Origin of the sequence: Accumulibacter sp., from assembly GCF_023806635.1 — a bacterium.
Lineage (GTDB): Bacteria > Pseudomonadota > Gammaproteobacteria > Burkholderiales > Rhodocyclaceae > Accumulibacter.
On sequence record NZ_JAMTDQ010000041.1, the window covers coordinates 104486 to 131296 of the forward strand.

The 26811-nt window shown below is 63.0% G+C and carries 16 protein-coding genes; 13 read left to right on the forward strand and 3 right to left on the reverse strand.

Annotation, left to right across the window (positions count from 1 at the left end; translation table 11 throughout):
* Positions 1–10: 10 nt before the first annotated feature.
* Together NFW30_RS07310 and NFW30_RS07315 are read right to left on the reverse strand one after the other, a co-directional pair.
* Positions 11–1546 carry an LTA synthase family protein gene (locus NFW30_RS07310; RefSeq protein ID WP_295371932.1) on the reverse strand — a complete coding sequence of 512 codons (1536 nt, stop codon included), beginning with the start codon at positions 1544–1546 and terminating at the stop codon, positions 11–13.
* The gene (locus NFW30_RS07315; RefSeq protein ID WP_295353516.1) at positions 1539–2321 is read right to left on the reverse strand and encodes an SDR family NAD(P)-dependent oxidoreductase; all 783 of its coding nucleotides are present in this window, start codon (positions 2319–2321) and stop codon (positions 1539–1541) included. The genes NFW30_RS07310 and NFW30_RS07315 overlap by 8 nt, the downstream gene beginning before the upstream one ends.
* A 136-nt stretch (positions 2322–2457) precedes the next feature.
* Between NFW30_RS07315 and NFW30_RS07320 the strand changes: the two genes are divergently transcribed.
* From NFW30_RS07320 to NFW30_RS07380, 13 genes are all read left to right on the forward strand, one after another.
* The gene (locus NFW30_RS07320; protein WP_295353514.1) at positions 2458–3696 is read left to right on the forward strand and encodes a capsular biosynthesis protein; all 1239 of its coding nucleotides are present in this window, start codon (positions 2458–2460) and stop codon (positions 3694–3696) included.
* Between the two features lie 936 nt (positions 3697–4632).
* Positions 4633–5430 (forward strand): ABC transporter permease, encoded by a 798-nt coding sequence (locus NFW30_RS07325; protein ID WP_295353511.1) that lies wholly within the window; start codon positions 4633–4635, stop codon positions 5428–5430.
* Entirely contained in the window at positions 5427–6107 is a 681-nt protein-coding gene (locus NFW30_RS07330) for an ABC transporter ATP-binding protein (protein WP_295353508.1), read from the forward strand. Before NFW30_RS07325 ends, NFW30_RS07330 begins: the two co-directional genes overlap by 4 nt.
* A complete protein-coding gene (locus tag NFW30_RS07335; protein WP_295353506.1) occupies positions 6104–7261 on the forward strand; it encodes a chain-length determining protein in 1158 nt (385 codons plus the stop codon). The genes NFW30_RS07330 and NFW30_RS07335 overlap by 4 nt, the downstream gene beginning before the upstream one ends.
* Before the next feature lie 5 nt (positions 7262–7266).
* The gene (locus NFW30_RS07340) at positions 7267–9105 is read left to right on the forward strand and encodes a polysaccharide biosynthesis/export family protein (RefSeq protein ID WP_295353503.1); all 1839 of its coding nucleotides are present in this window, start codon (positions 7267–7269) and stop codon (positions 9103–9105) included.
* A gap of 54 nt (positions 9106–9159) precedes the next feature.
* Positions 9160–10614, forward strand: a complete 1455-nt coding sequence (locus tag NFW30_RS07345; protein WP_295353753.1) for a pentapeptide repeat-containing protein — start codon at positions 9160–9162, stop codon at positions 10612–10614.
* Positions 10615–10619: 5 nt separating this feature from the next.
* Positions 10620–11843, forward strand: a complete 1224-nt coding sequence (locus tag NFW30_RS07350; RefSeq protein ID WP_295371936.1) for a glycosyltransferase family 4 protein — start codon at positions 10620–10622, stop codon at positions 11841–11843.
* Positions 11834–12700: a hypothetical protein gene (locus tag NFW30_RS07355; protein WP_295353499.1), complete on the forward strand. Its 867-nt coding sequence runs from the start codon at positions 11834–11836 to the stop codon at positions 12698–12700. The genes NFW30_RS07350 and NFW30_RS07355 overlap by 10 nt, the downstream gene beginning before the upstream one ends.
* On the forward strand, positions 12697–15291 hold the full coding sequence (locus NFW30_RS07360; RefSeq protein ID WP_295353496.1) for a hypothetical protein: 2595 nt from the start codon (positions 12697–12699) through the stop codon (positions 15289–15291). Before NFW30_RS07355 ends, NFW30_RS07360 begins: the two co-directional genes overlap by 4 nt.
* Before the next feature lie 166 nt (positions 15292–15457).
* Positions 15458–18142, forward strand: coding sequence for a hypothetical protein (locus tag NFW30_RS07365; RefSeq protein ID WP_295353494.1), 2685 nt, complete (start codon positions 15458–15460; stop codon positions 18140–18142).
* A gap of 211 nt (positions 18143–18353) precedes the next feature.
* A complete protein-coding gene (locus NFW30_RS07370) occupies positions 18354–21257 on the forward strand; it encodes a methyltransferase (protein WP_295353493.1) in 2904 nt (967 codons plus the stop codon).
* Positions 21258–21272: 15 nt separating this feature from the next.
* The gene (locus tag NFW30_RS07375) at positions 21273–22457 is read left to right on the forward strand and encodes a hypothetical protein (protein WP_295353491.1); all 1185 of its coding nucleotides are present in this window, start codon (positions 21273–21275) and stop codon (positions 22455–22457) included.
* Between the two features lie 3 nt (positions 22458–22460).
* Positions 22461–24548, forward strand: coding sequence for a capsular polysaccharide biosynthesis protein (locus tag NFW30_RS07380; protein WP_295353490.1), 2088 nt, complete (start codon positions 22461–22463; stop codon positions 24546–24548).
* Positions 24549–24757: 209 nt separating this feature from the next.
* Here NFW30_RS07380 and NFW30_RS07385 read toward each other — a convergent pair whose 3' ends face one another.
* Positions 24758–26548 (reverse strand): hypothetical protein, encoded by a 1791-nt coding sequence (locus NFW30_RS07385; protein ID WP_295371938.1) that lies wholly within the window; start codon positions 26546–26548, stop codon positions 24758–24760.
* Positions 26549–26811 lie beyond the last annotated feature (263 nt).

Sequence of the window (26811 nt, forward strand, 5' to 3'; positions counted from 1 at the left end):
GTGCAGAAGTTCAGCCGCGTGCCGGCAGCAGCCCGATCTGCTGCAGGACCTGGCTGCCCAGTTCGTCGATGCGCAACTCGCGCGGCACCGCCACGCGGGGCCGGTCGCCCTTGCGCCAGATGAGGTAGTCGGTGCGCCCATCCGGCACACCGAGGGCGCGGTAGGGCCCCGGCATGATCGGCACGTGGTCCCCGAACCAGCACAGGCAGGCGGGACCAGGCAGTCGATCGATCGCTGCACGCAGCCTGCCGGCCATCCGGTCGGCGTTGACCAGATGCCGCAGATAGATCGTCAAGTCTTCGCAGCCCGGCGGCGGCGACGCCGAATAGAGCCGCTCCCCGTCACCCGGAGCGACCTCCTCCAGATGCAGCGGGCCGTGGTTTTCCATCGTGATGACGAAAACGAACAGCGGCTCGCCAGCACTCCCCGCCAGCAGGTCGGCGACGTACTCGGCAACCGCGAGATCGCCGACGTAGGGACCGTCGCGCGCTGCGCCGGCGAAGGCAGCGATGTCGATGAACTCATCGAAGCCAAGTCGTGGGAAGACAACGTTTCGTGAATAGAAACTGGCTGCGTACGGGTGCACACAAATCGTCCGGTAACCAAGGCGCTTGAGGAAGGTGGCGATCGTCGCCACCCCCTGCCGCGCGACCCGGCGATACGGGTTGAAGCGGTGCACGCCGAGCGATTCGGCAGCCAGGCCCGAGAGAAAGGAGAACTCGGTACGCACGGTGTTGGCGCCCCATGCGGCGACCTGCAGCGGCCCGTGACAGGCGGCGCTGCTGCGCAACGAGTCGAACTCGCCGAGGAGGTCGCGGCGGATGCCCGAGAACAGGCGCCGCGCATCAAAGAAAGACTCGCTCTGCACGACCACCAGTGTCGTCAGCCCGGCGCCGGGCTCGGGCGAGGATGCAGGCTGTTCGTAGGGCGACCGCGCCGGGCAGCGAGCGTGCTCCTCCTCGCCATAACGCCAGAGGGCGGTCAGCAAACCGAGCTGCCGCAAGTCGGCGGTTGGGTCGAAGGCAACGGCAAGCCTGCGCCGTGCGCCGTACCAGAGCAGCAGCAACCCGCCCAGAGCCAGCGTTGCCGCGCCGGCGAGGAACTCACCGACCGACAGCCGGCCGAGCAGCGAATCCTCGATCGTCAAGCCGGCGGCAATCGCCAGGCCAAGCGCAAGCAGCGAGAGAAACGCCCGCACCGCGCCGAAAAAGGGCATGTAGAGGCGCGGATGGCGCAGGGCATCGCTGAAGTACTCGAAGTCCTGGAAGATGAACGGTTCGTGCAGCGAATGCACTTTCGCGTTGCTGACCAGGACGACGAACAGGAACCCTGCCAGCAGCGAGCTGGCGGCAAAGACCGGCCGCTGCAGGAGCAGCAACAGAACGCTCGACAACCAGAGCCAGAGGCCGAAATGGATCGCCAGCGCCGCTGCCGGCCGCCGCCAGCAGGCCAGCGGCGGCGGCTCGAGCAGGCGCTCGACGAGCAGCGCCAGGCAGCCACTGCCGGCCAGAGCCGGCAGCACGGCCGGCCAGAACGACTCACCCACGGTAACCGAGCAGAGCAAGAATCCGTTCGGACAAGGTCGGCGGCAGCACCGCCAGAAACCAGGTGCCGAGCGCGAGCGGCAAAGGGAAGCTGATTCGCGCCCGGTTGCGCAGCAGGCCGCGCCTGATCCGCTGCGCCGCGCGATCGGCTGACCACAGGAAGGGCTTTGGACCGGGCATCTGGCGACACATCTGCGACTCGACGTAGCCCGGCATGACGACGCTGACGCGGACGCCTGCGCCCGCCAGCCAACCGCGGATGGCCTCGCCATAGGCCTTGAGAGCCGCCTTGCTGGCGCAGTAGCTCGGTGTCACCGGCAGACCATAGTAGGCAGCGAGCGAGCTGATCAGCGCCAGCTGCCCCGACCGGCGAGCGCGCATCGCCGGCAACACCGCATCGACCGTTGCCATTGCCGCGAGCACGTTGACCGCGATCAGCTCTTCGACGGCAACCCAGCTCTCACCAGCCCCGTCGGCCCCGATGCTGGTGTTTACGCCGGCGTTGACGATCACGAGGTCGAGCGGCTCCGCGTGTGAGACCGACTGCAGCCAGGCCACCAGCGCCACGCGATCACGCAGGTCGAGCACCTTGGTCAGCACGCGCGCGCCGCGCGCCGCGCACCCCTCTGCCACCGCCGCGAGGCGCTGCGTGTCGCGCCCCTGCAGCACGAGCGTGCGCCCGGGCCCGGCATAGGCTCTCGCCAGGGCAGCACCGATACCGCCGCTGGCACCGGTGATCAGCACACTGCGTGGCGCCAGCGTCTCGCTCCGCGCCATCACGCGGCTACCACGAGGCAACCCGTTTGCCTTATCATCGCCAACCTGAACCAATGCCCGCGCTCCGGTCGCTGCCTGGCGACCCGCCAGCCGCGCCACCGGCCGCGACTTCAGCCGACATCAGCTCGACAGAACATTGCACGTTCTCTTTCTCCAAGGACCGTCGTCATTCTACATGCACGAGGTGGCACGCGAGCTGATCGCCCGCGGTCACCGCGTCTCGCGCATCAACCTGCATCTCGGCGACCGGCTGTTCTGGCGCCTGCCGGCACGCGACTACCGCGGCGGCATCGACGGCTGGCGGAACTACATCGCCCGCTTCCTGGATGAGCAACCGATCACGCACCTCTTCCTGCTCGGTGACCGGCGACCACATCACCGGATTGCCATCGCGGAGGCTCGCGCCCGCGGGGCCGAGATCATCTGCAGCGAACTCGGCTACCTGAGACCGGACTGGCTGGTTCTCGAACGTGACGGCATGGGCACCTGGTCGCGCATGCCGCGCAATCCCGCGCTCATCCGCTCGCTGGCGCAGCAGTACCCAGTGCCTGACCTCAGAGTGCGCTGTAGCATTCCTTTCTGGCGACTGGCGATGCTCGACGTCGCCTACAACGTGAGCGAAGTGCTGTCGCGGCCTCTCTACCCCGGCTACCGGCGGCACGCAATCCACCATCCGTTCGCTGAGTATGCCGGGTGGGTACTACGGTGGCTCCGCGGGCGCGCCGAGCGAAGACGATCCGCGCACGCCTTCGACACCCTCCGGCAGGGCAACGCGCCGACATTCGTCTTCCCGTTGCAGTTATCGACCGACTATCAGATCCGCGACCATTCGCCCTACCCCGACATGGTCGCTGCTGCGCGCGAGATCATCGGATCGTTCGCGGCGCATTCACCGCCACCATCACGCCTCACCGTCAAGGTGCACCCGCTCGACCCCGGCCTGACCCCGTGGCGGCGACGGATCCGGGAGATCGCTGCGCAGAACAATGCCGCCGACCGCGTCTTCTGCGTCACCGGAGGCAATCTCGTCAGCATGCTGGGCCATGCAGCCGGCTGCGTGCTGGTCAATAGCACGGTCGGTCTCACCGCCCTGCAGGTGGGCTGCCCTCTCAAGGTCATGGGCAGCGCCATCTTCGATGTCCCTGGAATGACGTTCGCGGGATCCATCGACGATTTCTGGCTGGCGCCACCGCGGCCTGACGCCGATCTGGTGCGCGACTTCATCCGTTTGCTCGCCGGCGCTCTGCACGTGCGCGGCGGATACTACACGCGACAGGCACTAGACATCGCCGTTCCGACGACGGTCCAGCGTCTCGAGGACGGTCTGCCGTGGTTGCCGCCCCGTGCTGCGGATGACACTGGAACGACGTGTTGAAGTCCTCGGGCGAGCCGGACTTGACGGTTCCCACCCGCCCCCATCCCGGAAGAACGCACGGCCTCTCGCGATCGTACGGAGTGAGCCCGCCGCCACAGTCGGCCGCCGCCCGTGACACCCGGCCGGTGCTCGTCGATGCGCCCTAAGCGGGTCAAACCGGCAGCGCCAGCAAATGCAGAGGCGTCCGCACCGGCAGGCATCAGTGCCGAGTCGCACCGCAGCCCTGACACACGACCCGCGAAGGCACGGCAATGGACCGGTCGAGCGGCCGTCGGTGCAGTATGCAGGGGACTGCCCACGTTTCCGCAACCGTGCCGTGGCTGCCCGGCCCGTTGCGCCTTCCTGCGAACATCCTGCGTCGCCTCCTGGCTCGATTCCACACGGGTGCACGCGCTGCTCGCGCAGCCCTTGCTGCTGCAACTCGAGGGACTTGCCCAGGGCAGAGCCATGGCGGAGCCAACGCAGCGTTCTCCCCGCCCGGAATGCCTCATCCAGCTGTCGGCTCCGGACTCCTGGCACCTGTCGACACCCTCTTCTCGCAACCCACACCAGTCGTACATCCGACGCTCACCTGCCGCCAGCCACCAGCGATCGGACTGTTGCCGCGGCCAAGACACGGCTTTCCGGCAAACCACCTCGAGTCGGCAGGGTCATGCGTCAGAACTGTCCGCGCCGCAGCGTGATTGACCGCCTAGCGGTCTGCTCGTAGAATCACCGCCTTCGCAATGTGTTGGCACACGACTTGCGTGGTGTCGTCACGATCGCTCCTGGAGCGGAGTTGCAGCAGCCCGCCGCCTGTCGGACGAACGGCGCAGTCCGGCGGCGATCGACTGCACCGGCAGTCCAGCGTCTCCTGGTGCATTACCCAAGACCAACGTCGATACCGCGAAAGCGGTTGCCGACAGCAAGCCCCAATACGGACGCAGAAGACCAGCCATGCCGGCTCCTGAGCATCACGCACGAAGTCACCTGACGATTGCCCTCGCGGTCTGGAAGGCGCTTTTTCTCCGCGAAGCAGTGACTCGTGTATCGGGGAGCCGGGCCGCCTGGCTGTGGCTGATTCTTGAACCGGTTGCACACCTGTCGATCGTCATGTTGATCTTTTCCGCGGTGCGACGCCGGCTTTTCGATGGGGTCAGCTTCGCCCTCTTTCTGGCAATCGGTATTCTCGCTTACAATCTCTTCCGCAACTGCGCAACCCGTTCGATGGCCGCGATTTCTGCCAACAGGGCACTGTTCGCCTATCGCCAGGTAAAAGCTGTCGATGTCGTGCTCGTCCGTGCGTTCCTGGAGGGTGTGATCCAGTTCTTTGTCGGCGGCGTGCTTCTGGCTGCAATGTCCGTTGTTGGTTTCCATACGTTGCCACATGATCCACTGGCCGTGTTCTTCCTGTTTGCCGTCTTCTGGGCCTTTGGCACCGGGGTCGGCCTGATTCTTTCTGCAGGCAGCACGCTGGTACCGGAGATCGGCAAACTGGCGACATTGTTTTTTGTGCCTTTGTACTTTCTTTCGGGAGTTCTCTATTCGCCCCGCATCCTTCCGCCGGAGATGCGCGAGTGGCTGCTGCTCAACCCGCTGATGCATGGCCTGGAACTCTTGCGAGCAGCCTTTTTTGCCAACTACACGGTGGTCAGCGGGGTGGAAGTCGGCTATCTGGTGACTTCCACCTGCGCCTCGATATTTCTCGGATTGGCACTTCACGTGCGGTTTTCTTCGCGACTGGTAATGGAATGATCGTCGTTGATGACGTTCACAAGCGCTATCGAACAGACCATGGTCCGGGAAAATGGGTCCTGCGCGGCGTGACACTGACCATTCCGAGCAAGACCAACGTCGGCCTGGTGGGTCGCAATGGGGCAGGCAAATCGACGCTCCTGCGGCTGATTGGAGGAGTGGACGTGGCGAATCGCGGCCGCATTGAACGGCTTTGCCGCGTGTCCTGGCCGATGGGGTTTGGCGGCGGGCTGCAGGGCTCGCTGAGCGGGCGGCAGAACGCGAAGTTCGTCTGTCGCATTCACGGCCACGAGGCCGACATGGCAGAGCGGATTGCCTTCATCCAGGATTTCGCCGAAATCGGCGAGGCGTTCGAGGAGCCGGTCAAGACCTACTCCTCCGGAATGAAGTCCCGCCTGCAATTCGCACTCTCGCTAGCCTTTGACTTCGACATCTATATTTCCGACGAGGTCACATCGGCAGGCGATGCGGCATTCCAGGAGAAGGCTTTGTCGGCTTTTCAGAGGCTTGCCGATCGAGCGGGCCTGATTATGGTTTCGCATAGCGACGGGCTTCTGACAGAGTTCTGCACGGCAGGGATTTGGCTGAATAGAGGCGAGGCGGTCTGGTTTGATGACATCAATGATGCTCTGCAGGCCTATAATCAAAGCATCGCCATGGAAGGCGCGAGCTTATGACCGAAGAGACAGGCGACCCGGAAGCCGGGAGACCCTCCTCCCTGCAGCGGTGGAAGAACTTCGCGCTGGCGGGTATACGTCGGCCGTTCCCAGTGGCGGGGATCGCCATTTTCCTCGCGGTGATCTACTGGGGACTGGTCGCTTCCGACCGTTATGTTTCCGAGGCGGACGTGGTCGTCGATCGCACGGACCTGTCCGGCGGCTATCAGGTCGATCTCACCGCGTTTCTTGCCGGCGGGGCGGGCAGCAGGAGCAACCAGGATCTGTTGCTGTTGCGGGATCACTTGCGCTCGATTGACATGTTGCTCAAGCTGGACGAGAAGCTGAACCTGCGAGCCCACCATAGCGACGGACAGCGCGATCCGATCTCTCGCCTGTGGTTCGAAAACGCACCCATCGAGATCTTTCACCGGCATTACCTCAGTCGCGTCAGCATCGAGCTCGATGACGCTTTCGGCATCCTGCGAATCAAGACGCAGGCTTACACACCGGAAATGGCGCTGGCCATCACGCAGGGTCTGGTCGAAGAGGGCGAGCGCTTCATGAACGACATGGCACACCGCTTGGCGAGCGATCAGGTGACTTTTCTCGAGGCGCAGGTGGAGAAGCTGGGCGAGCGAGTGCTGCTGGCCCGCAACCAGGTCGTGGACTTTCAGAATGCCAAGGGCCTGTTGTCGCCGAAGGCAACGGCAGAAGGTCTCGGCAGCATCGTCGCGCGCCTGGAGGGACAACTTGCCGAGTTGAAGGCGAAACGCGAAGCGATGGCCGGATATCTGAGTCCCGGCGCTCCCGACCTTGCGCAAGTCGGCTTGGAGATCGGCGCAGTGGAGAACCAGTTACGGATCGAAAAGGCACGTCTCGCGTCACCCAAGGGCGGCACACTCAACCGAACCCTCGAGGAGTTCCAGCGCCTCGAGACCGAGGCGCAGTTCGCTCAGGATATCTATCGTAGCGCACTGGTATCGCTGGAGAAGGGCCGCGTGGAAGCAACGCGCAACCTGAAGAAGGTGTCGATCGTACAAAGTCCGACGCACCCGCAATATCCCATCGAGCCGCGCCGCATGTACAACATTACCGTCTTCGCGTTATCCGCGTTGATGTTGGCGGGTATAGCGCAGTTACTCGCGGCAATCATACGTGACCATCAGGATTGACAGCTATGAACGGCCTGCGTTTCTTCTTCACAGTTGAGAGCGGATTGCGACTGGCGCATGGCATGACCAAGCGGGCAGCTGCTACGTGCCGCCATGTCCAGGTTCTTCTAGCTTCCGTTGGCCTGTCGATCGCGCTGACGATCTGCGGCATGCTCGGATGTGGGTTCGCCTCGGCGGCAAGTGTCGACCCTCTGGGCATCACGTCGCCTGGGACCCCGCCGGTCGGCGTTACCGCCCGCCAGCTACCGGCCGGCCGCCCGGCTGCTGCACCGGCAGCGGCGAGCCCGGAGATCAAGCCGCTGGCGCCACAGCAATTCGACTATTCGGCAAACCTGAACAGCGACGTGTTCGGAGCGAATCTTTTCTCCGGTACGTTTGCTCGAGAGGGCGCGGCGCAGTTCCACCCCGATTACCTGGTCGCCGCCGGCGACCGCATACAGGTTCGCTTGTGGGGGGCTTTCGAATTCGACGCGCCGCTGATCGTTGACCCCAAGGGCAACATCTTCATTCCGCACGTGGGACCCGTTCCCGTTCTGGGTGTGCGCAACCAGGACCTCCAGCGCGTCGTCGAACTGGGCGCCAGCCGGGTCTTCCGGGCCAATGTCTACAGTTACGCCAGTCTCGCAGCTGCACAGCCCGTCCGGGTTTTCGTCAGTGGTTTTGTCAATCGTCCCGGTCTCTACGCGGGTACGAGCATGGACAGCCTTCTGCACTACCTCGACCAAGCTGGCGGCATCGATACCGAGCGTGGTTCCTTTCTCGACATTCAAGTCAAGCGGGGGGAACGCACGCGCGCCACGGTGAGCCTCTACGACTTCCTGCTCGCCGGGAAGATTCCGCTGATACAGCTTTCCGACGGGGATGTCGTGTTCGTCGGTACGCGACAGAGAACGGTGAAGGTCTCTGGCCTGGCCGAGAACGCGAAGCGCTTCGAGTTTGGCGGCGGTGGGTCGATCACCGTTGCCGACCTGGCCCGCCTGGCCAAGCCGCGGCCACAAGCGACGCACGCGCGCGTGGTGCGCAACACCGGTACGCTGAAGAGCATCGAGTACTTTTCCCTGGCAGAAGCCACCGAAGTGAGGGTAGCCGATGGCGACGAGGTCGAGTTTACGGCCGACAAGAAACCGGGCACGATTTCCGTCCGTGTCGAAGGCGAGCACAGAAGTCCACAGGAATATGTCCTGCCGTACGGCGCGAAGCTCGGGGACCTGATCGTGCAGATCGAGTTGTCCGAACGGTCGGAAGCAGAAAGCATTCAGTTGTTTCGCGTCAGTGTCAGGGAGAGGCAGCGACAGGCGCTGCAGACAACGCTCAAGTTCCTTGAGAACGCCGCTCTGACAGCACGTTCGGCAACCACCGAGGAGGCGCTGTTGCGCAAGGAGGAAGCGGAATTGCTGCTGAAATGGGTGGAACGAGGAAAGAGCATCGAGCCATCCGGCCAAGTGTATATCGCTCAGTCGGCAACGCGCAACGATCTGTCACTGGAAAATGGGGACATACTGCGGATTCCAGCCCGGGATGGACTGGTCCTGGTCAGTGGTGAGGTCGTCTTCCCCAACGCGATCGCCTACGAAGAATCCCTGGGTGTGCGCGAGTACATCGAGAATTCCGGAGGGTATACGCAGAACGCGGACGCTTCCCGAGTTGTCGTGGCGCATCGTGACGGAAGCTTCGAGAGTTCCGATACCGGCGGATGGTGGTCTGTCAATTATGCGAAGGTGCGTCCGGGTGACCACATTCTCGTCCTGCCGAAGATCGATGTGAAGTCGCGGCAGATCTATCGCGATGTTGTAGACGCGTTGTTCAAGATTGCGGTGATCGCGGGAATTGCGGCTGGCATCTGAGTCGAGATTCGCGCAGACCCGTGATTCGGAGCAGCCATTGAAGGGGACGTGTTGATGCAGGAGGCAGTGCTACAAGCGGTGGAGCAGCACGGGCTCTGGCTTGCTTCGCAGCGGGCTCAGGGACGCCAGGCCGTGCTGACCAACGTCGATCTCCGATTTGCAGACCTCTCGGGGAGAGATCTTCGCGAGGCTGTTTTCACGAAAGTCGACCTCGAGCGCGCCAATCTGAAGGGTTGCCGGCTGGCAGCCGCGGACTTGCGCGAGAGCAACCTGTCCTATGCCGAGTTGCAGGGTGCGGACCTGAGTGGCGCGAATCTGGCTGGAGCCAGGGTCGTCGGGGCGGACCTGACGGCCACCAGGCTGGATGGGGCAACGCTGGTCGGTGCGTTTCTTGACGCTGCGACGTTGCGTGAAGCAACGCTGCTGGCGGTGAACGCGCGCCGGGCAAGGTTCACCCGTGCCAACATGGAATGGGCGGTGCTCGACGGGGGGCAGTTCGAGAAGGCGATCTTCAACGCCGCCAATCTCACGCAAGCGTCTTTATGCGAGGCGCAATTGCCCGGCGCCTTTCTCCGCCGAACGATTCTGAGCGGCACTGATCTCGACGGGGCAAATTTCCGGGATGCCGATCTGACGGAAGCCGTGCTGGTCGGCGCCTCGCTGGCGGGAGCGAACTTCGACGGCGCACGCGTGCTCAGGACGCGCCTCGAGCAGCAAGACAGCGAGGCGGAGCCGGAGGGCGGAGCTGGCCGTGCAAAGACCGATGGGCAACGATCTGCAGTCCCGCTGAAAGGGCTGTCGCTGGCTCCGAACGAGCAACTTCGTGACCTGCTCAGCGAGGCCGATGAGTTGAAGGCGGCGCTCCGCCGTGAGGAAGCGCTAGCACAGTCCGTGACGGACGGTGTCGACGCCGCGGATGTGGCTGCCAGCGCTGCTCGGCAAAGTGCGACCAAGGAGCAGATCCGCGAGGTGGAGGCGCGGATCCGCGTCGTTCAGACGGCGATGCGGCGCGAGCAGGAGCGCGTCGAGCGTCTGCAAGCGGAAGTCGCCGCCCGGGTCGAAAGTGCGACGACGGCACTGCGCTCAGCTTTGGTGGGAAGCAACCGAATGATCCGGGCACAGCAGCGCTGGTCAATCGTCTACCGCGTCTTGACCTTGCTGGCCGTGCTGGCTTCCCTTGCTGTCGGAGGACTTCTTGCGTGGGGACTCGCCAGCACGCCGAAGGACTGGCTGGACAAGCTGGTCTGGCTTGCTCTGGTGGCGCTCCCACTGTTGATCGCATCGCTCGCGGTCTGGCTCGACCTGCAGGCAGCCAGGCGGATCCGGAGAAGTATCGCGCGGCGCGAGCGCATCGACGACATGATTGGTCTGTTGACCGCTTCACAGTTCATTTCCCTCGACGTCAGCACGAACCTGAGCAGTCTGGAGACAACTTTCGCAGCGGTTCGCCAGGTGTTGCTGCAGGCGGGCAGTGGCGACACGCAAGCGAAACAGGCGCGAGGAGGCTGACGACGATGGCTCGTATCGCCGTGCTCGTATCCAACCCCTGCGTAGCCGACGCGCGCGTGATCAAGATGGCTTGCGCTGCCGCCGAAGCGGGACATGAGGTGCATGTTTTCGGGACACTTGGCAGCGGCGCGCCGTCGTTCGAAAACAGCGGCCCAGTGACCTACCACCGAGTCGAATGGCGGCCGCTGCAGGTCTTGCGTTCTCGGCTGCCGCTTCGCCTGCTTGACTTTGGCCCGATCAAGCCGGTGGTGTCATTTCTCGCACGTCAGCTCGTACCTTACGCCAAGTACGGCCTGTTCAGTCGGGTCTTTGCCAAGCACGTGGCGGGGATTCGACCAACGATCATTCACGCGCACGACCTGATCTGCGTCAAGGCCGCCCTCGATGCGGCGCTGCTCTGCGATGCCAAGGTGATGTACGACGCGCACGAACTGGAAGTCCATCGCAACCCGCCGCACCCGTTTCTGCAGAAGATCTGGGTTGCTCGGCTGGAACGTCAGTATGGTCGCCAGGTCGCGGCGGTGAACACCGTCGGGCGCAAGGTGGGCGAGGTTCTGGCCGAGCACCTGGGACGCAACGACCTGGCGGTTCTTTACAACTCGCCGCTGGTCCGCAGTTGTCCGCGGCACATCCGCGGAGAGCTCGGCATATCGCCAGACGTTCCACTGTTCGTCTACGTGGGAAAGGTGACCATGGGACGCGGGGTCAGCGAAGTGCTGAACCTTCTCCCCAAGCTCGGCGGCGCCATGTTTGCCGCGGTGGGCCCCTGTGACGACAAGACGCGTGAGCTGCTGCAACGCCAGGCCGACCGACTCGACGTTGGCGGGCGGTTTCGCGTATTGCCCGCACTGCCTTTCGACCAAGTCGTCGACTACATAAGGGGCGCCGACATCGGCGTCATTTCCGTGCAACCGATCACCTTGTCCTACCGCTACTGCATGCCGAACAAGCTGTTCGAACTCGCGTTTGCCAACATCCCGATCATTTCCAATGACCTGGACGAGATTCGAGAGTTCCTGGAGGAGAACGGCAATGGAGAGATCGTCGATTTCGAAGACCAGGCTGCCCTCGTGTACACCATTGCCCGCATGCTTCGAGAAAAGGAAAGGTTCATCATGAATGAGGCGCAACTGGAACATCTGTGGCATGCCTACTCGTGGGAAAAACAGGCGGAAAAGCTGATTGCAGCCTATGACCGGCTGCTGCAGGCGGAACCGACATGCGCCTGATCGATCAGCTTGTCCGCCGGTATGGCCAGGTGGACCTCGTGATGCACGGCAAGGCAACCATCACGAGTTATCGATCCTTTCTCGAGCACCTGATGGCGCTATCGAGAATCAATTTGACCATGTACGATCTTTCACGGTGCAAGCGCGACGACGTGTTCTGTCTTCGCCACGATGTCGACCATTCGCTCGAGCAGGCGCTGATCATGGGCTTCATCGAAGCGGAGATGGGTCTCGTCTCATCCTTCTACCTGCTTCCTCCGGGTGACTACGACACCACCACAAACTACTACGGACAGCTGGTGAATGGACGCATTGAGCACAGCGACCGTCTGGTCGAAGGCTGCCAGATCCTTTCTCATCTGGGTCATGAAATCGGGCTGCATACGGATTTCGTTCAATTGAGCGTGCTTGCCGGGCGCGACATGCGCGAAATGCTCGGGGGAGAAATCGAGTTCTTTCGTTCGCTGGGCATCTCGGTCAGGGGGACCGCCTCGCACGGCAGTACGTTTGCCCGTCGGCACGGCTTCACCAATTACGAGATATTTTCCGACCGGGAAGGAAAGGCGGAGACGAAGAACACGAGGACGGTTCGGATCGGGGAGAAGGCAATAGAGCTGGGGACGATCGCGATGTCGGAGGTTGGGCTCGCGTACGAAGCGTACCATACTCCCTACGACGTCTATGTATCGGACGTCGGCAGCGGGTTTTCACTATCTTCCCGTTCTGACCGGGAGAACACCTATACCGTCCAGGACCATTCGGCGGTATCTCTGGAAGAAATGGCGCGACGTGCGGCCCTGTCGCAGAGCGCCGTCGTCTGTTTGACACATCCTGAATGGTGGAGGGCTGGGCGGTGAGTGACGGGAATGAAGGAAAGCACAACGCAAATTCCCTGGCCGGACTTGTTGGACGACGCGCGATCAGGCGCATTCTCGTGAAAGGCGATTGCTGCTCCCTGCGACTGATCAACATGAATCTCGACTGTTTCGCGGAGGACGTCGAGGTCTTCTCCGTCGAGAAGGCGCCAAGTCTATTGTGTACCGATTATCTCGATGGTCTGCGGGTCGGTTACGACGAGTTGACGGGCAACCTCCGTCTTGCCCGATTGGACGCGGTTGACCACTATTACCTGTCGTCGCAACTCAGGCTCGCCCCGTTGCACGAGAGCAATATCGACCTGCTGGTCATGGATTCCTACAGCGACATGAAGTTTTCGCTCCATCGGAACAGGGAAAGCGGCGTGAAGTTCTGGCTCAATCGAGACTGGTTACGGGCGCCGGAGGAGTTCGACAAGTGCTACGAATGGCTCGGTTACAGCAGCTTTGCGGAAGCGGTTGAGCGCAATATCCAGATCATCGCCCATGTCAGGCAGCGCAACCCGGGAGTACCGGTGTTGGTTCTTTCACAGCCCATCGAATACTACGCGGACCTGCAGAAACGTCGCGAGTTCGGGTACCTGGGTGCTGAACTGGAACGTGCGCTGCCGGACGTTTTCTGGGGAGGCTACCTCACCAGCAACGAGCTGGTGCCGGCGGACATGGACTCCTGCGGACCAGGCGAGACGCTCCATTTCACGGGGGAGAGCTACCGCAGGATGCTCGAGTTCGCCTGCGACCGTAGCCCCCTCAAGTCCCGGCTGTACTTGGCACGACCCGTTCCGCCGCCCGCGGAGCCAGCACTCCAGGCGGCCGAAGAGGGCAAGGCTGCCTTGGCCTCCTCCCCCAACGACGAGGTGACGGCGGCGAGGAGTGGCGAACGGCAAGCGCCCGATCGTTCGGCGACACAGCCACTGACCGCACCCGGCGATCAGCAGACCGTCAATGTCCAGGACACGCGCATTGCGGAAAGCCCGGAAGCTCCGGCCTGGCAACTGATCGCCAACAAGCTGATTGCGCTGGACGGCTCTGAACGGGTGCTCCCGGAGATCGTCGAAGGCAGGATTGCCTGGTTCGCCCACGGTGCGAACACGATCGAATGCGGCCCCGGCTGCAAAGAGAACGAGGCGAACTTTGAAAAATCGTTGGCAGCCTACGTGCTCTTCGAGGGTGAGCCGCTGTCGAAGGTTCTGGGATATCACGCGGCCTGCATCGATCTCGCCGGTTATGCGGACTACGACGAGTTCGAGGCGAAGGTGCGGCCGCTGTCGAAAGGCAACAAGTCGCGTGAGGCGAGAAAGGCCGCTTCTCTCGGCTATTACTGCAAGCCGTTCTCATGGCGACAACACATCCCGGACATTGTCGAGATCAACCACTCGAAAGAAGAGCGCAGTGGTGGCCGGATGCGAGCCGATTACCTCAAGAGCGTCGAGGAAATGGGCGGCGCTCCGCAAGCTCCGATACCCCTCACGTGGCCCAGCTGTTCGTACCATTGGGGAATTGTCCTCGGGGTGTTTCTTCGCGTCGATGGTCATCGACAGGGTGAGGTGCCCACCGGTGAGCAGTTGCTTGGTTACATCAGTTTGCGCCGTTACGGCAATGTCGTGCTTTATTCGCAGATCCTCGGGCACGGCGATCATCTGCAGAACAGCATCATGCCGTTGCTGCATTTTGAGGCCGTCCGCTGGCTACTGCGAGCCGACAATACCTTTGCCAAAGGCCTTCGTTACCTGATGTATGGTGGCTGGGAGTCCGGCGGCGAGGACCTTCGCCTGTGGAAGAAGCGCGTCGGCTTCCTGCCGTATTTCGCAGTCGGCAGCGCGCGGGCAAGGTGTGCGGCGACGCTGCTCGACGCGGAAGGAATCAGGGTACCAGCGCTGGCGTCAGCACCGCCCCAGGGCAGTGCCGCTGCCTCGGAGGCTGTGCAAGCACAGACGGCGACGGAAGCCAGCGACAGCGACCGGTTGGCGAACGAGTTGGACGAGTCACGCGTGGAGGTACCTGACGAGGTCGTCAGCAGCGAGGAAAGGACTGAGCGCCTGACGGAGATCCGCAAACAGGCCAACCCGTCGACTTTCCCGATGGAAATTCTGTCGGCGAGCGATCGTGTTCTCAGCCTGTTTGCAGGTGGCTTCGGTGGCAGAAACGACCTGATTCATCTCGTTGACGCCGGTGTACGGTCGATTGCCTGCAACGACCTGAAACCCGACAACGTGGTCGATCTGCAGTATCGCTACGGCGACCTGATTGCCGAGTACCACGCGGGCGATGCCTTCGCTCTGGTCGACGCGTATCGGGCGGCGGGGCGATCCTTTACCACGATCGTGGCAGACCCCTTCACCGGGTTGATGCCCCGGGTCTGGAGTGACGTCCATCGCTTCCTGGCTGTTGCCGAACGATTCGCGGTGATTGGCGCTTCAGGTGATTGCTTCCGGGAGATTGGCACCTCGGCGGAGACGTTGAGTGATTGGTTGACGAACAGGCAACTTGGCGGTTGGCAGGCCATGCGCCTGGTGCTGCGAAATGCGGGGTTGGCTGGCGGTGTCTACTGGGTGGTCCTGCGAAACGGCTGACGAGACTCGCTTGCCATGAACCCGGCAGTTGTCTCGCGAGCACCCCAAGCCCCGTGGCTCGGGCGCGCGATTTTCCATGATGAACGGATGCCCGCGATCCTTCTTCTTGAGAGGGCGGGCAGCCACCCGCGATCGACCGACAGAGCAACCACGGGGAGAGAAGAACGTGTCGTCTGATCTTGAGCTGCACAAGGGGTCGCGAGTCGAGAGTTACCGGCAGCTCCTGCTCGAACTTGTCGGGCAGGGATTCGCCAGCTTCACGCATGGCGACTACTTCCGCAATCAAACGATTGGCAAGAGGGCCCTCTTCCTGCGACATGACGCCGATCGCCACATCGACAGCGCATTGGCCATGGCGCGGATCGAACACGAACTCGGACTGCGAGCGACATACTTCCTGCTCCCTCCCGGCGACTATCACGAGGACGAGAATTACTATGGCAAGATCACGGCGGGCAAAGTCGTGCTGCACGACCGCATGCGCGAAGTCGCACAAGAGATTGCGAGCCTGGGGCATGAGATTGGGCTGCACAACGATTTCCTGCAGCTCAGCGTACGCACTGGTCGCGACCTGCGGGAGATCCTGGCCGAGCAGATCGAGTCATTTCGCGCCATCGGGATCGAGATACAGGGAACGGCGTCACACGGATCGACCTTTGCCGTAGCCAGCGGCTTTGTGAACTACCAGATCTTCCGCGAATGTCGGCCCGCGGCCGAAACTCAGCGTTCGATCGAGTTGCCGGATGGACGCAGCTTCGATCTGTTCAGCGTTTCGTACCGGGACCTGGGATTGCTCTACGAAGCGTATTCGATCCCTCGCGACCTGTACATATCCGATTCAGGGGGCTCTTTTTCGCTGAACGGCGAGGTTCTGCAACGTGTGGAAGCGGACCACCTGCGACAAGCCCTGGCCAAGGCCCGGACGACGATTGCCCTGCTGCATCCGGACTGGTGGACGCCTCGCAGGCGGAAGGAAGGGCAGTGGCGTCACGCCGCCAGTACTCTCGCCAAGGCTGCCGAGGGACTGCTGCCGTGGGCCAGGGAACGGAAGGCCCTGCGTGAGAAGCTCGTGACGCTCAAGCGAGAGAACGAGCGCCTGAGGCGTGCGGTGGACGCGGTCGGGAACGACATGAGGATCCTGCACGCGAGGATCGCACGGCACGGGCCGCTACCCCAGACTGGCAATGAAGAGCCGGGTTCCGGGCAGCGGCCAGCGGTGGACGCGGTCTCGGGCGCCGCTGCAAACCCGGAGCCTGCATCGAATGATCCGTGCGCGGACTGTCTTCAGGATGGCATGGCCGTCCTGTCCCTCGACCTGCGCGACGGCGAACCCGGTTGGACGGCGGCAGGCAAGCCCACGTTGCCGGCATTGGTGGAAGGGCGCATGGCGCTGTTCGCCTACGGTGCGAACACCATCGAGTGTCGCCCGGCATGCATCGAGAACGAGAGGATCTTCGAGAAATCCCTGGCTGCCTACGTACTGTTCGAGGGAGAACCGCTGTCGAAAGCGCTGGGCTACAACCCGGCGTGCATCACGCTCGACGAGTATGTGTCGTACGATGATTTCGAGGCCACAGTCAGGCCGCTGTCGAAAGGCAACAAGCTGCGGGAGGCCAGGAAAGCGGCCGCTCTGGGCTATTACTGCAAGCCCTTTTCATGGCGTCAACATGTTCCTGACGTGGCCGAGATCAATCATTCGAAGGAACAGCGAAGCGGCGGCCCGATGCGGGCCGACTACCTGAAGAGCATCGACGAACTGGGAGGAGCGCCGCAGGCGGCGATACCCCTGACCTGGCCGAGCTGTTCCTACCATTGGGGCATCGTTTTTGGCGTGTTCCTGCACGTCGAAGGCCACCGCCAGGGTGCGGTGTGCACCAACGAGCAGCTTGTCGGCTACATCAGCCTGCGGCGCTATGGGAATGTCGTGCTGTACTCGCAGATCCTGGGCCATGGTGACCACCTCAGCAAGAACATCATGCCGCTGTTGCATTTCGAAACCGTGCGCTGGTTGTTGCAGGCTGACAATACCTTTGCCAAGGGGCTGCGCTACCTGATGTATGGCGGGTGGGAATCCGGGGGAGAAGAGCTGCGTCAGTGGAAGAGACGGGTGGGCTTCCTGCCGTACTTTGCGATTGCCTCGTCGCGCCCAAGCGCGGCTGCCAGCCTGCTGGATGCCGAAGGGATCCGTATGCCGGCAGCGGCCGGACCGGATCTCGCTCGCCCGGAGCGGGCTGCCGATGTCGAAGATGATCAGCCGTCCGACGCGGCGGCGACGACGTCTGCTGCACCTGACGAGAGAGACGCGAAGCTCGCTCGTCTTGACGGCGTGCGCCGGCAGGCCAACCGCTCCCTCTTTCCCACCGAGCTCCTCCAGGGCATCGACAGCGTCCTCAGCCTCTTTTCGGGAGCCTTTGCCGGAAGAAATGATCTGATCCACGTCGTCGATGCTGGTGTGCAGTCGATATGCTGCAACGACGTGCAGGCAGATTGCCTGGACGAACTGAGACGTCTCTACGGCGATCTGATCTCCGAGTACGCACCGGGCGACGCGTTTGCGCTGGTCAAGGAGTACCGTGCCGCTGGCCGCTCGTTTTCCGCGATGATTGCCGATCCGTTCACCGGCTTGATGCCGCGGCTATGGACGGCGATCGGGGATTTTCTGGCAGTCGCCGAGCGCTACGCGATAGTGGGCATTTGCGGCGACTGCTTGAGCGCGCTGGGGACGTCGGAGAAGACGCTGGACAGTTGGCTGCAGGCGAAGGGACTTGGCGAGTGGCGAGTGTTGCGCCTGCAGGAAAGAAATGCGGCATTGGCTGGCGGTGTCCATTGGGCAGTCCTGCAAAGGAAATGAGCGTCTTGCAGACGGCTCGGACCGATCGGAGGATGACGGTGGGCGACGCATCCGTCCCCCCTTGGCGCAGTGAGTGGAGCGTCCAGATTGACGTCGTTCGTTGTCCGGGCCGCGACAGCCGATCTTCGTCGGCAACCCCGCGACGCGCGATGAGGCTTGCCGACGGGGAAGCACCGAGGGCGGCGCGGCGCGTCGTTTCTGGAGGTCGTCGATGGCGGAAATGACCAGCAGGCCGTCCCCTGATGTCGTGGCCGACATCAAGGCCAGACTTGCTGCCAGCGACTGGCAAGGTGCTGCCGAGGTGGCCGAAGCATCGCTGGCTTCCTTTCCGAGCAACCCTTTCCTGCTTTCGGCAGCGCACAAGGCAGCCGCTCAACTCGGCGATCTCGGCAAGGCCCGTGACTACATCGATCGGGCGGTAGTCGCTGCGCCGGAAGTGGCGGCTTACCACTCGTTGAGCGGCCGGCTGCACCAGAAGGCTGGCGACCACGAGGCGGCGCTTGCCTGCTACAGGCGAACAGCCACATTGGCACCGGAAGTCGCTTCGCATCACGCCGCCGTGGGCGCCCTGCTTTACACCCAGCAGCGCTATGGCGAAGCGATTGCCAGTTACCAGGCAGCTCTGCGCCTGGATTCTTCACAGGCTGGATGGTGGAACCGCCTGGCGCGCAGTGCGACGCTCGCCGGCGATCTGCCGCTGGCAGTCGAAGCGTATGCCAGTTCCCTGGAGGTCAAGGAAGACTACGCCGTCCTGGCCGCTTCGATGGAAGTGGAGCGTCAGCTGGCCGCGGGTTCGAATCCAGCCGGAGAGGCCTCGGCAGCGTACTACAACGCGATCTTCGCGGGGTCGGCGAAGTACGCGCGACATGGCTCACTTTCCGAGTATGTCGGGGTCTGGCGGGAAATCGTCGCCTTGCTGGTCGGCGCGAACTGCCGGCGCGTTCTCGATCTCGGTTGCGGCCCGGGTCAGTTTGCCGAGTTCCTGCGTGATCAGCACACGCCGATCGAGTATGTCGGCATCGACTTCAGCGAAACGGCGGTCGAGAATGCGCGAGCAAGGTGCCCGGAATACCGTTTCGAGGTCTGCACATTGCCCAGCGAAGCGGCCATGACGCGCCTGCCCTGCGATGCCGTCGTATGTACCGAGGTGCTCGAACACATCGAGCAAGACCGCGAGGTACTTCGGTCGGTTCCTGGAGAGGTGCTGGTCATCGCGACGGTGCCGAACTTCGACTCGTTTGGCCACGTGCGCCATTTTCTCACCGCGGATGAGGTGTCTGCGCGCTATGGCGACCTGCTGTCCGACCTGCAGGTGGTTCCGGTGGCCATTTCGGCCACCTCGACGATCTGGTTGCTCAGTGGTCGCAGGACAAGGGAGACGGCGCAGCGGACCGGCGCGGGCGAAGGGGCCGGGGTGCAGCAGGCTTCCGACGACGAGATGGCGGCGTGCGCAGTCGTCCCGTCGACCGGCAGCAGTTTTCAATCCGTAGACGCGCATGAGGCAGTACTGTGGACCGATGGAACGCGATATGTGGAGGAGTTCCTGGCAACGTTCGGCCTGCCGTTTTCGACGGCGGTGGAGTCGCTGTCAGCGAAGGCCCCGTGTGTCGTCCTGCGCCATGACGTGGACTGGTCGATCGAGAACGCGTTGGCGATGGCCACCCTCGAGTATCAGCTTGGCGTCAGAGCGACCTATTTCCTTCTCCATCCGGATGGACAGTTCTCCCCGAGCAACTACTTCGGAGAAATCGCCGACGGCCGGCTGCAGATTCGTCGAGAGCTCTTCGACCACGCCAAACGGCTGATCGACCTTGGCCACGAGATTGGCCTGCACAATGATCTGATTACGCTGAGCCTGAACATCCAGCGGCATCCCGGGGAGTTGCTGGAACAGATCCTCGGCGCGTTCCAGCGCAACGGGATTGCGGTCAAAGGCACGGTAGCGCACGGATCGCGTCGCTGCCGAGCGGATGGATATCTGAATTACCAGATATTTCGGGAGTTTCGCGGAAAACTGTTCGAGGAATACCTCGACGCCCCCGACCACAGCCGCTTTCTCGCCGAGCACGTCAGCTGCAACGGTTACGGGTGGGACAAGTTTTCGCTGTCGATGGCCGATCATGGGCTGCTCTATGAGGCCAACTTCCTCCCGCATGGCTTGTACGTCTCGGACAGCTCGGCGCGCTGGTTCTTCCTGCAGAACGGCGCAACCTCCTACCTGGACAAGTTCTCGCCCAAGGAGCAGTTCCTCTCCCAGTTGCAGCAGAGGGTGCTGAGTACTGACGCTGGCAGCAACATACAGAGCCTGGTCCATCCGTGCCACTGGAGCACCTTGTCGAACCACAACCCCCATGCCTTGCGGGCTGCCCGAGCACAGCGCGATCTGGGATATGGAACCAGACTGATGGCCACTCAGGCATGTCGTCTCGAGCGCCGCGCCAACGTACTCTATGCCAAGGCCAGTCCGCGTTTCGCAGCCTACGAGAAAAGGTATGCTGCAGCGCCCCAGGTTTTCTCGATCGCGCCAACGGTGGCGTCATTCATCGGTGAAGAGGTGTCAAGGCGGGCAGCCGCGATCAGTGCCGTCCTCGAGCTGGGTTGCGGTCAGGGCGACTTCCTCGAGTTCGTGCGCGCGCTGCTGGTCCGGGGTGCGCCAGACAGGGCGGTGTCCTGCATCGGCGTCGACGGCTCGGTGGAAGCCATCCGGGCCTGTGCGGAACGTTATGCGTCCTGCCTTTGGGTTGCCGATTCGATCGAGGGCTTCATGGCTCGGCGAGGCGGTGACGATGCCGCGACAGCCTCCTTGCCGCAGTCCTACGACCTGATTCTCGACAAGACCGGCACGGTCTGCATCTCGGACTGCGCCAGTGCACAGGCGACTCTCGCCGCAATTCATGCCGCGCTGGCGGTCGGCGGCAGCTACGTGTATGTTGCATCGAGACACTACTACGACCTCGACTTGAAAGAGCGGGTTTACCGCTCATGGAACGATGACTGGCTGGGACTGGCTGAACGGGTCTTCGGTCCGCCGACGGTCTTCGACGACAGCGGCGATGACGGCAAGGGCTATTACAAGCGTGTCTACAGCAAGCGACCCTTTCCCGCCGAGGGCTGACGGGCGGCGACGCTGATGGCCGTAGCTGCTGCGGCCCGGGCGCCGGGTGTTCACCATTCGGGAGAAGACTCGGTGTGCGCCACCGATGAGGTCGTGATTCTGGTCAGCGAGGATGTTACCCATGATCGCCGGGTTCTTGCATGCATTGCCGCCTATTCCGCTGCGCGCCTGATTCTCGTACCAGCGGACGCCGGCGCAACGCGTTGCGCACGCTGGCGAATCGTCCTGCAAGCTGCGCTGCTCATGCTGGACAGCATTGCCTGTGCGTTGCCGTTGCGATCTTTCCTGCGCCGCAAATGGGGCGTGCGCTTCAGCCATCGGGCGGCCGCGCTGCCCGTTTCCTGGCGGAGCTTCGTACGCGCGCAGCGGGTCGCGGAACGGCTGTGTGCGACCTTGCGTAGCGTCCGGACCATCCATGCACACGATCTGTTTTGCGGCATCGTCGGCGCCAGGCTGGCAGCGTCGCTGGGGGCGGAGCTTGTGTACGACGCGCACGAGGTCGAGTTTCACCGCAACCGCACGAACAGCCTGCTGCGGACGTCCTTCGACGTGGTCGCCGAACGACGGGTCGTCGCCTTGGCTCGCGAAGTGCGTGTGGTGAACGCGCCGATCGCATCCCTGTACGAGAGCTTGTACCGCATTCCCCCGGGACGGGTTCGCGTCGTCCTCAACGACCACTTTCCCGAGTGCCGGTCAGCCACGGCGGTCGAAGAACTGGCGGCCGACCGGATCGCGATCGTCTACGTTGGTGCCGGGACGCGTGGCCGCCAACTCGATCGGCTTGCTCAGGAGGCAGCACGCCTGCGAGTACCGGTTCACGCCTTCTTTCTTGGCGAAGTGCCAGAGATTGCGATCCTTTCCCATTGGGAGATTGGCGCGCCCGAATATCAACAGGACTTGCTGGCGCTCACCTCGCGGTACCGGTGCGCGATGTGGTGCTGCGTAGACGATGTCTGCCTGAGCTATCGACTGGCACTGCCAAACAAGTTCTTCCAGGCACTTGCCATCGGTATCCCGGTGATCGCTGCCGACGGGACCTATCTGGCTGAACTGGTCAGGGAGCAACAGCTGGGTCTGGTATTCGACGGCGACAACCTCGAGCAGATCGTCGCCGACTTGCGCGGCCCTTCGTTCATCGATCTCGCGCGCCACGCCTGTTCCTTTCGGCAGGCCTTGTCGACCGGGACGCCAAGGATTTAGGCGGTGTACGGAGTCTTCAACCGGGGTCTGGGCAAGGTGGCCGATCTCGAAGTCTTCCTGGACGGGCCGGTGGTTCGCTGCTTCGCGACGGTGCCCAGAAATCTCGTGGCGACCTTGGGCTGGGGGCGTAGCCCATACGCCCGGCGAGCCCGTGAGATCGCGCGCCGGCGCGGCATCCCTTTTCTCTGCCTCGAAGATGGCTTCCTGCGCTCGGTCGGGCTGGGCCGCGACGACCAGCCGCTGTCGCTCGTGGTGGACGACCAGGGTGTGTACTTCGACGCCACGGTCCCATCCCGTCTCGAGTCACTGATCGCACGTCAACTTGCCCCTGCAGAAGAGAACCGAGCACAGCAGTTGATCGGGCTGTGGCGAGCAGCTCGGGTATCGAAGTACAACCACTTGCGAGAGGGTGACGGCAAATGGCTGCGGCGGATCTGCGGCGACACGGGCTCATACGTGTTGGTCGTCGACCAGACCGCCGGCGACGCTTCGATTCGCTACGGCCAAGGCAACGCGCAAGCCTTTGCGCGGATGGTCACAGCGGCTCTCGAGGAGAATCCGGAGTCATCCGTACTGCTCAAGGTACACCCTGAAGTGATGGCTGGATACAAGAGCGGGCAAGTCGATCTGACGGGGGTGCGGAAGAACCCGCGAGTCGTGGTACTGGGGAAGGACCTGCACCCACCCGGAGTCATCGAAGGCGCGCGTGCTGTCTACACCGTCACGTCGCAAGTGGGTTTTGAGGCTTTGCTGTGGGGCAAGCCGGTGCGCACCTTTGGCATGCCTTTCTACGCGGGCTGGGGACTGACCGTCGACGACCTGGCGGCACCAGCTCGACGGCGTGCGGTCCCGCTCGCGAGCCTGGTGCATGCGGCGCTGATCGATTACCCGCGCTATGTTGATCCGGAGACCAGACAACGCTGCACCGTCGAACGTTTGGTCGAGTGGATGGGCCTGCAACGACGAATGCGTGAGCGCTTCCCGGCGACAGTCGTCGCGCTCGGATTTTCTCGCTGGAAGAGGCCCATTCTCGCGAGCTTCTTCCAGGGTTCCGCAGTTCGTTTTTCCGACCGAAGCGACCAGACCCCGGCGACGACGTGCGCCGTCTGGGGTTTTCGGCAACAGCCTGCGAAAGACGATGGAGATGAGGGGCGCCAGACGATACGCATCGAGGATGGCTTCTTGCGTTCCGTGGGCCTGGGGGCAGACCTGATTCGACCGTTGTCATGGGTGATGGACCGGCAAGGGATCTACTACGATTCAAGCCGTCCCTCGGACCTCGAAGTGCTGCTGCAGTCAGGGGAATTCGGTGCCATGTTGTGCGAACGCGCACGGCGTCTGCGCGGGCGTCTGGTGGCCACCGGAGTCACCAAGTACAACGTGGGCGCAGGACGGCGATGGACGCGGCCGGCAGAACTCCTCGACGGCGTGCCCGATGCGTCTGCCGAGCGCGGCGTCAGCGCCCCAGCCGAAACTGGCGGACCCTGTTGCCCGCCGCAGGGGGCAACGCGAGGCAGGCGAGTCCTTCTGGTTCCAGGGCAAGTCGAATCGGACGCCTCCTTGGCCTACGGATCTCCGCGTTACCGTCGCAATCTGGATTTGTTGCGAGCGGTTCGCGACGCCAATCCGGGTGACTATGTCCTGTACAAACCGCATCCCGACGTCGTGGCGGGTTTGCGCACGGCGGGTGAAGGAGAAGAGCAGAGCGCTTTGTGGTGCGATGAAGTGGTAACCGATCTGGCGATGGGTGAATTGCTGCCCGAAGTCGATGAGGTACACACGATGACCTCCCTGACGGGCTTCGAGGCGTTGCTGCGTGGCAAGAAGGTCGTCTGTTACGGCCAGCCCTTCTATTGCGGCTGGGGCCTGACCGTCGATCTCGTTCCGCTGGCACGCCGTACCCGGAAACTGAGCCTTGACGAACTGATTGCCGGAGTGTTGCTCGTCTATCCGACATACGTCTCCCGCGCCACTGGTCGCTTTACGACAGCAGAGCAAGCGCTTGACGAATTGCTCGCATGGCGCGCAGAGAAGGCGCTGCTGCGGCCGATCTGGCAACGCGCGATTGGCCGGTTGTTCCGGAAAGACTGATACGCTGCCAGAGAGCAGTCACCGCCAACGATGCGCTGGGCACCCCCCGGTCGGCGCAAGGAAGACCGTTCAGATCGACCGGCCGACTGCGGATCGCACGGACCTGACCGGTCGTCTCGCGTGATCTGCGGCCGGCGGAGTGATGCTGCGTCGATGGCGGGCATCCGCCGCAGCCCCTCCCCCGACCGAACGCGACGCCCCCTGTCGATTCACTGATAGACGATGTCGCCGCTGTCGTAGGTGATGCGCTGATGCAGCAGGGTGCCGGCCGCATCGAATTCCTTCTGCCACTCGGTCCACGCGAACTGCCCGGCCTGGTCGTAGTCGATGAAGGTCCGCGAACCGTCGTCCATCACATAGTCGCGGTAATCCTGCCGGTCGAGCGGGTCGTAGAGCTGCGTGCTCCTGCTCCACGCCTGGTTGTTCGCCTGATCGTAGTCGACGAGCTGCCGCCTGCCGTCGTCGAGCCGGTAATCCCGGTAGTCCTCCCGGGCCTGTGCGTCGTAGAGCTGGATGACCTCGCTCCAGCTCTGGTTGTTGGCCTGATCGTAGTCGACAAGCTGCCGCCTGCCGTCGTCGAGACGGTAGTCGCGATAGTCCTCGCGTCCCAGCGCGTCGTACAACTGGTCCAACCGGACGAAGTTCTGGTCGCTGGCCTGATCGTAGTCGACGACCTGTCGTCGGCCGTCGTCGAGACGGTAGTCGCGATAGTCCTCGCGATCCTGCGTGTCGTACTTCTGCTGAATCTGCGTCCAGCCCTGATTGCCAAGATTGTCGTCGTCGATGACCAAACGCGTCCCGTCGTCGTTGCGATAGTCACGGAAATCGACAAGACCCGAACCGTCATACACCTGGAACAACTGCGTCCACGCCTGATCGCCCAGATCGTCGAGGTCGTTGTAGGTCCGCACGCCATTGTCGGCAAGCGTGTCGATCCAGTCGACCGCGCCGCTGACGGCAAGTCGAGTGGTGCGCGAAGCAAAGCCGCTCTCGCTCGCCGCCGTGTCGCTCACCGTCTCGGTCCGGCTGCCGTCACCATTGAGCACGAGAGTCCAGGTGTTCCCCGCCACGGTCCATTGCAGCCTTTCCAGGCTGTGCGCAGCCATGGCAAAAGCACGCGCCTGCGCCGTCGATGCGCCGGAGAAGACCCCGACATCCGTCCCGGCACCGCCGTCGACGCTGCCGTCGGACGCGTCGAAGAGCAGCGTGTCGTCGCCGTCACCGCCATTCAGGCTGTCGTCTCCGCCACCACCGTCGAGCGTGTCGTTGCCGGCGGCGCCGGTCAGGGAGTTGCCATTGGCGTCGCCGCTGAGGCTGTCGTTGAAGGCGCTGCCGCTGAGCTTCTCGATGCCGATCAGCGTGTCGAGCCCGGCGCCGAGCGTGTTCTGCTGCACGCCGGGGGTGGCGAGAGTGACACTGACCGCGGCCACTGCGCCGGTATAGCTCGCGGTGTCCGTGCCGGCCCCGCCATCGAGGGTGTCGCTGCCGGCCCCGCCATCGAGGGTGTCGTCACCACCCTGGCCAGTCAGGACATCATCGCCTTCGAAGCCGCCGAACGAGTCATCCCGGTTTCGGCCGGTCAGGTGGTCATTGCCATCCAGGAAGGCGCCAGAAAGAAAGTGCGACCAGTTTGTCCCCAAGAGGCCATTGAGGAATGGAGCGGTCAGCTTGCTCGAATTGCTGATCGAAATCCATTCACCGTTCGACGAGACGAGGGTTGCCTTGCCGATGGTACCGCTTGCCTGGTAGCCGTCGTAGGTGATCGCTGCATCCTCGATCCGTGTCGTCAGGCCGGACGCGGTGTAGACCAGTTCCCGCCAGGTTCCACTGCCAGACCCGGAAGAATCGAGGTACATGGTGCCGAGCCCCGAGAGTTCGATGTCGAAAAGCTTGAAGTTGGCCGATGACAGGTTGCCGTGCAGGGCGTCCGTATCCAGGTTGAGCAGCAAGTCCGCCGCGATGCTTGCCGACACCTGGTTTGCCGGCTCGGTGTAAGTCATCGTGACGATGTGCCAAAGGTTGCTGTCGAGTCCGGCCCCAGTGACACTGAACACACCTCCGTCGGTGAACGTTTCTTGGTAGGTCGTTGAGGTTCCTCCTTCCGAAAGCAGTTCAAGCCCGTCAATGTAATCAAAAAGATCTTCCAGAGCGCCCACCATGTTGGCAGCGATCGTGTTCGGCGTGGCAATGGACTCCGTATCCCATTGCGTGTGTTACGTCCCGCCCTATTCAAGCCTCTCCGTCCCGAGCTATTCCGGGGTGA

Bases quoted from the DNA above. Each gene is read 5' to 3' on its own strand.
- NFW30_RS07315 (WP_295353516.1), bottom strand. From the start codon at position 2,321: ATGGCGCGGAGCGAGACGCTGGCGCCACGCAGTGTGCTGATCACCGGT.
- NFW30_RS07325 (WP_295353511.1), top strand. From the start codon at position 4,633: ATGCCGGCTCCTGAGCATCACGCACGAAGTCACCTGACGATTGCCCTC.
- NFW30_RS07330 (WP_295353508.1), top strand. From the start codon at position 5,427: ATGATCGTCGTTGATGACGTTCACAAGCGCTATCGAACAGACCATGGT.
- NFW30_RS07335 (WP_295353506.1), top strand. From the start codon at position 6,104: ATGACCGAAGAGACAGGCGACCCGGAAGCCGGGAGACCCTCCTCCCTG.
- NFW30_RS07340 (WP_295353503.1), top strand. From the start codon at position 7,267: ATGAACGGCCTGCGTTTCTTCTTCACAGTTGAGAGCGGATTGCGACTG.
- NFW30_RS07345 (WP_295353753.1), top strand. From the start codon at position 9,160: ATGCAGGAGGCAGTGCTACAAGCGGTGGAGCAGCACGGGCTCTGGCTT.
- NFW30_RS07350 (WP_295371936.1), top strand. From the start codon at position 10,620: ATGGCTCGTATCGCCGTGCTCGTATCCAACCCCTGCGTAGCCGACGCG.
- NFW30_RS07355 (WP_295353499.1), top strand. From the start codon at position 11,834: ATGCGCCTGATCGATCAGCTTGTCCGCCGGTATGGCCAGGTGGACCTC.
- NFW30_RS07370 (WP_295353493.1), top strand. From the start codon at position 18,354: ATGGCGGAAATGACCAGCAGGCCGTCCCCTGATGTCGTGGCCGACATC.
- NFW30_RS07375 (WP_295353491.1), top strand. From the start codon at position 21,273: ATGGCCGTAGCTGCTGCGGCCCGGGCGCCGGGTGTTCACCATTCGGGA.
- NFW30_RS07385 (WP_295371938.1), bottom strand. From the start codon at position 26,548: ATGACTTACACCGAGCCGGCAAACCAGGTGTCGGCAAGCATCGCGGCG.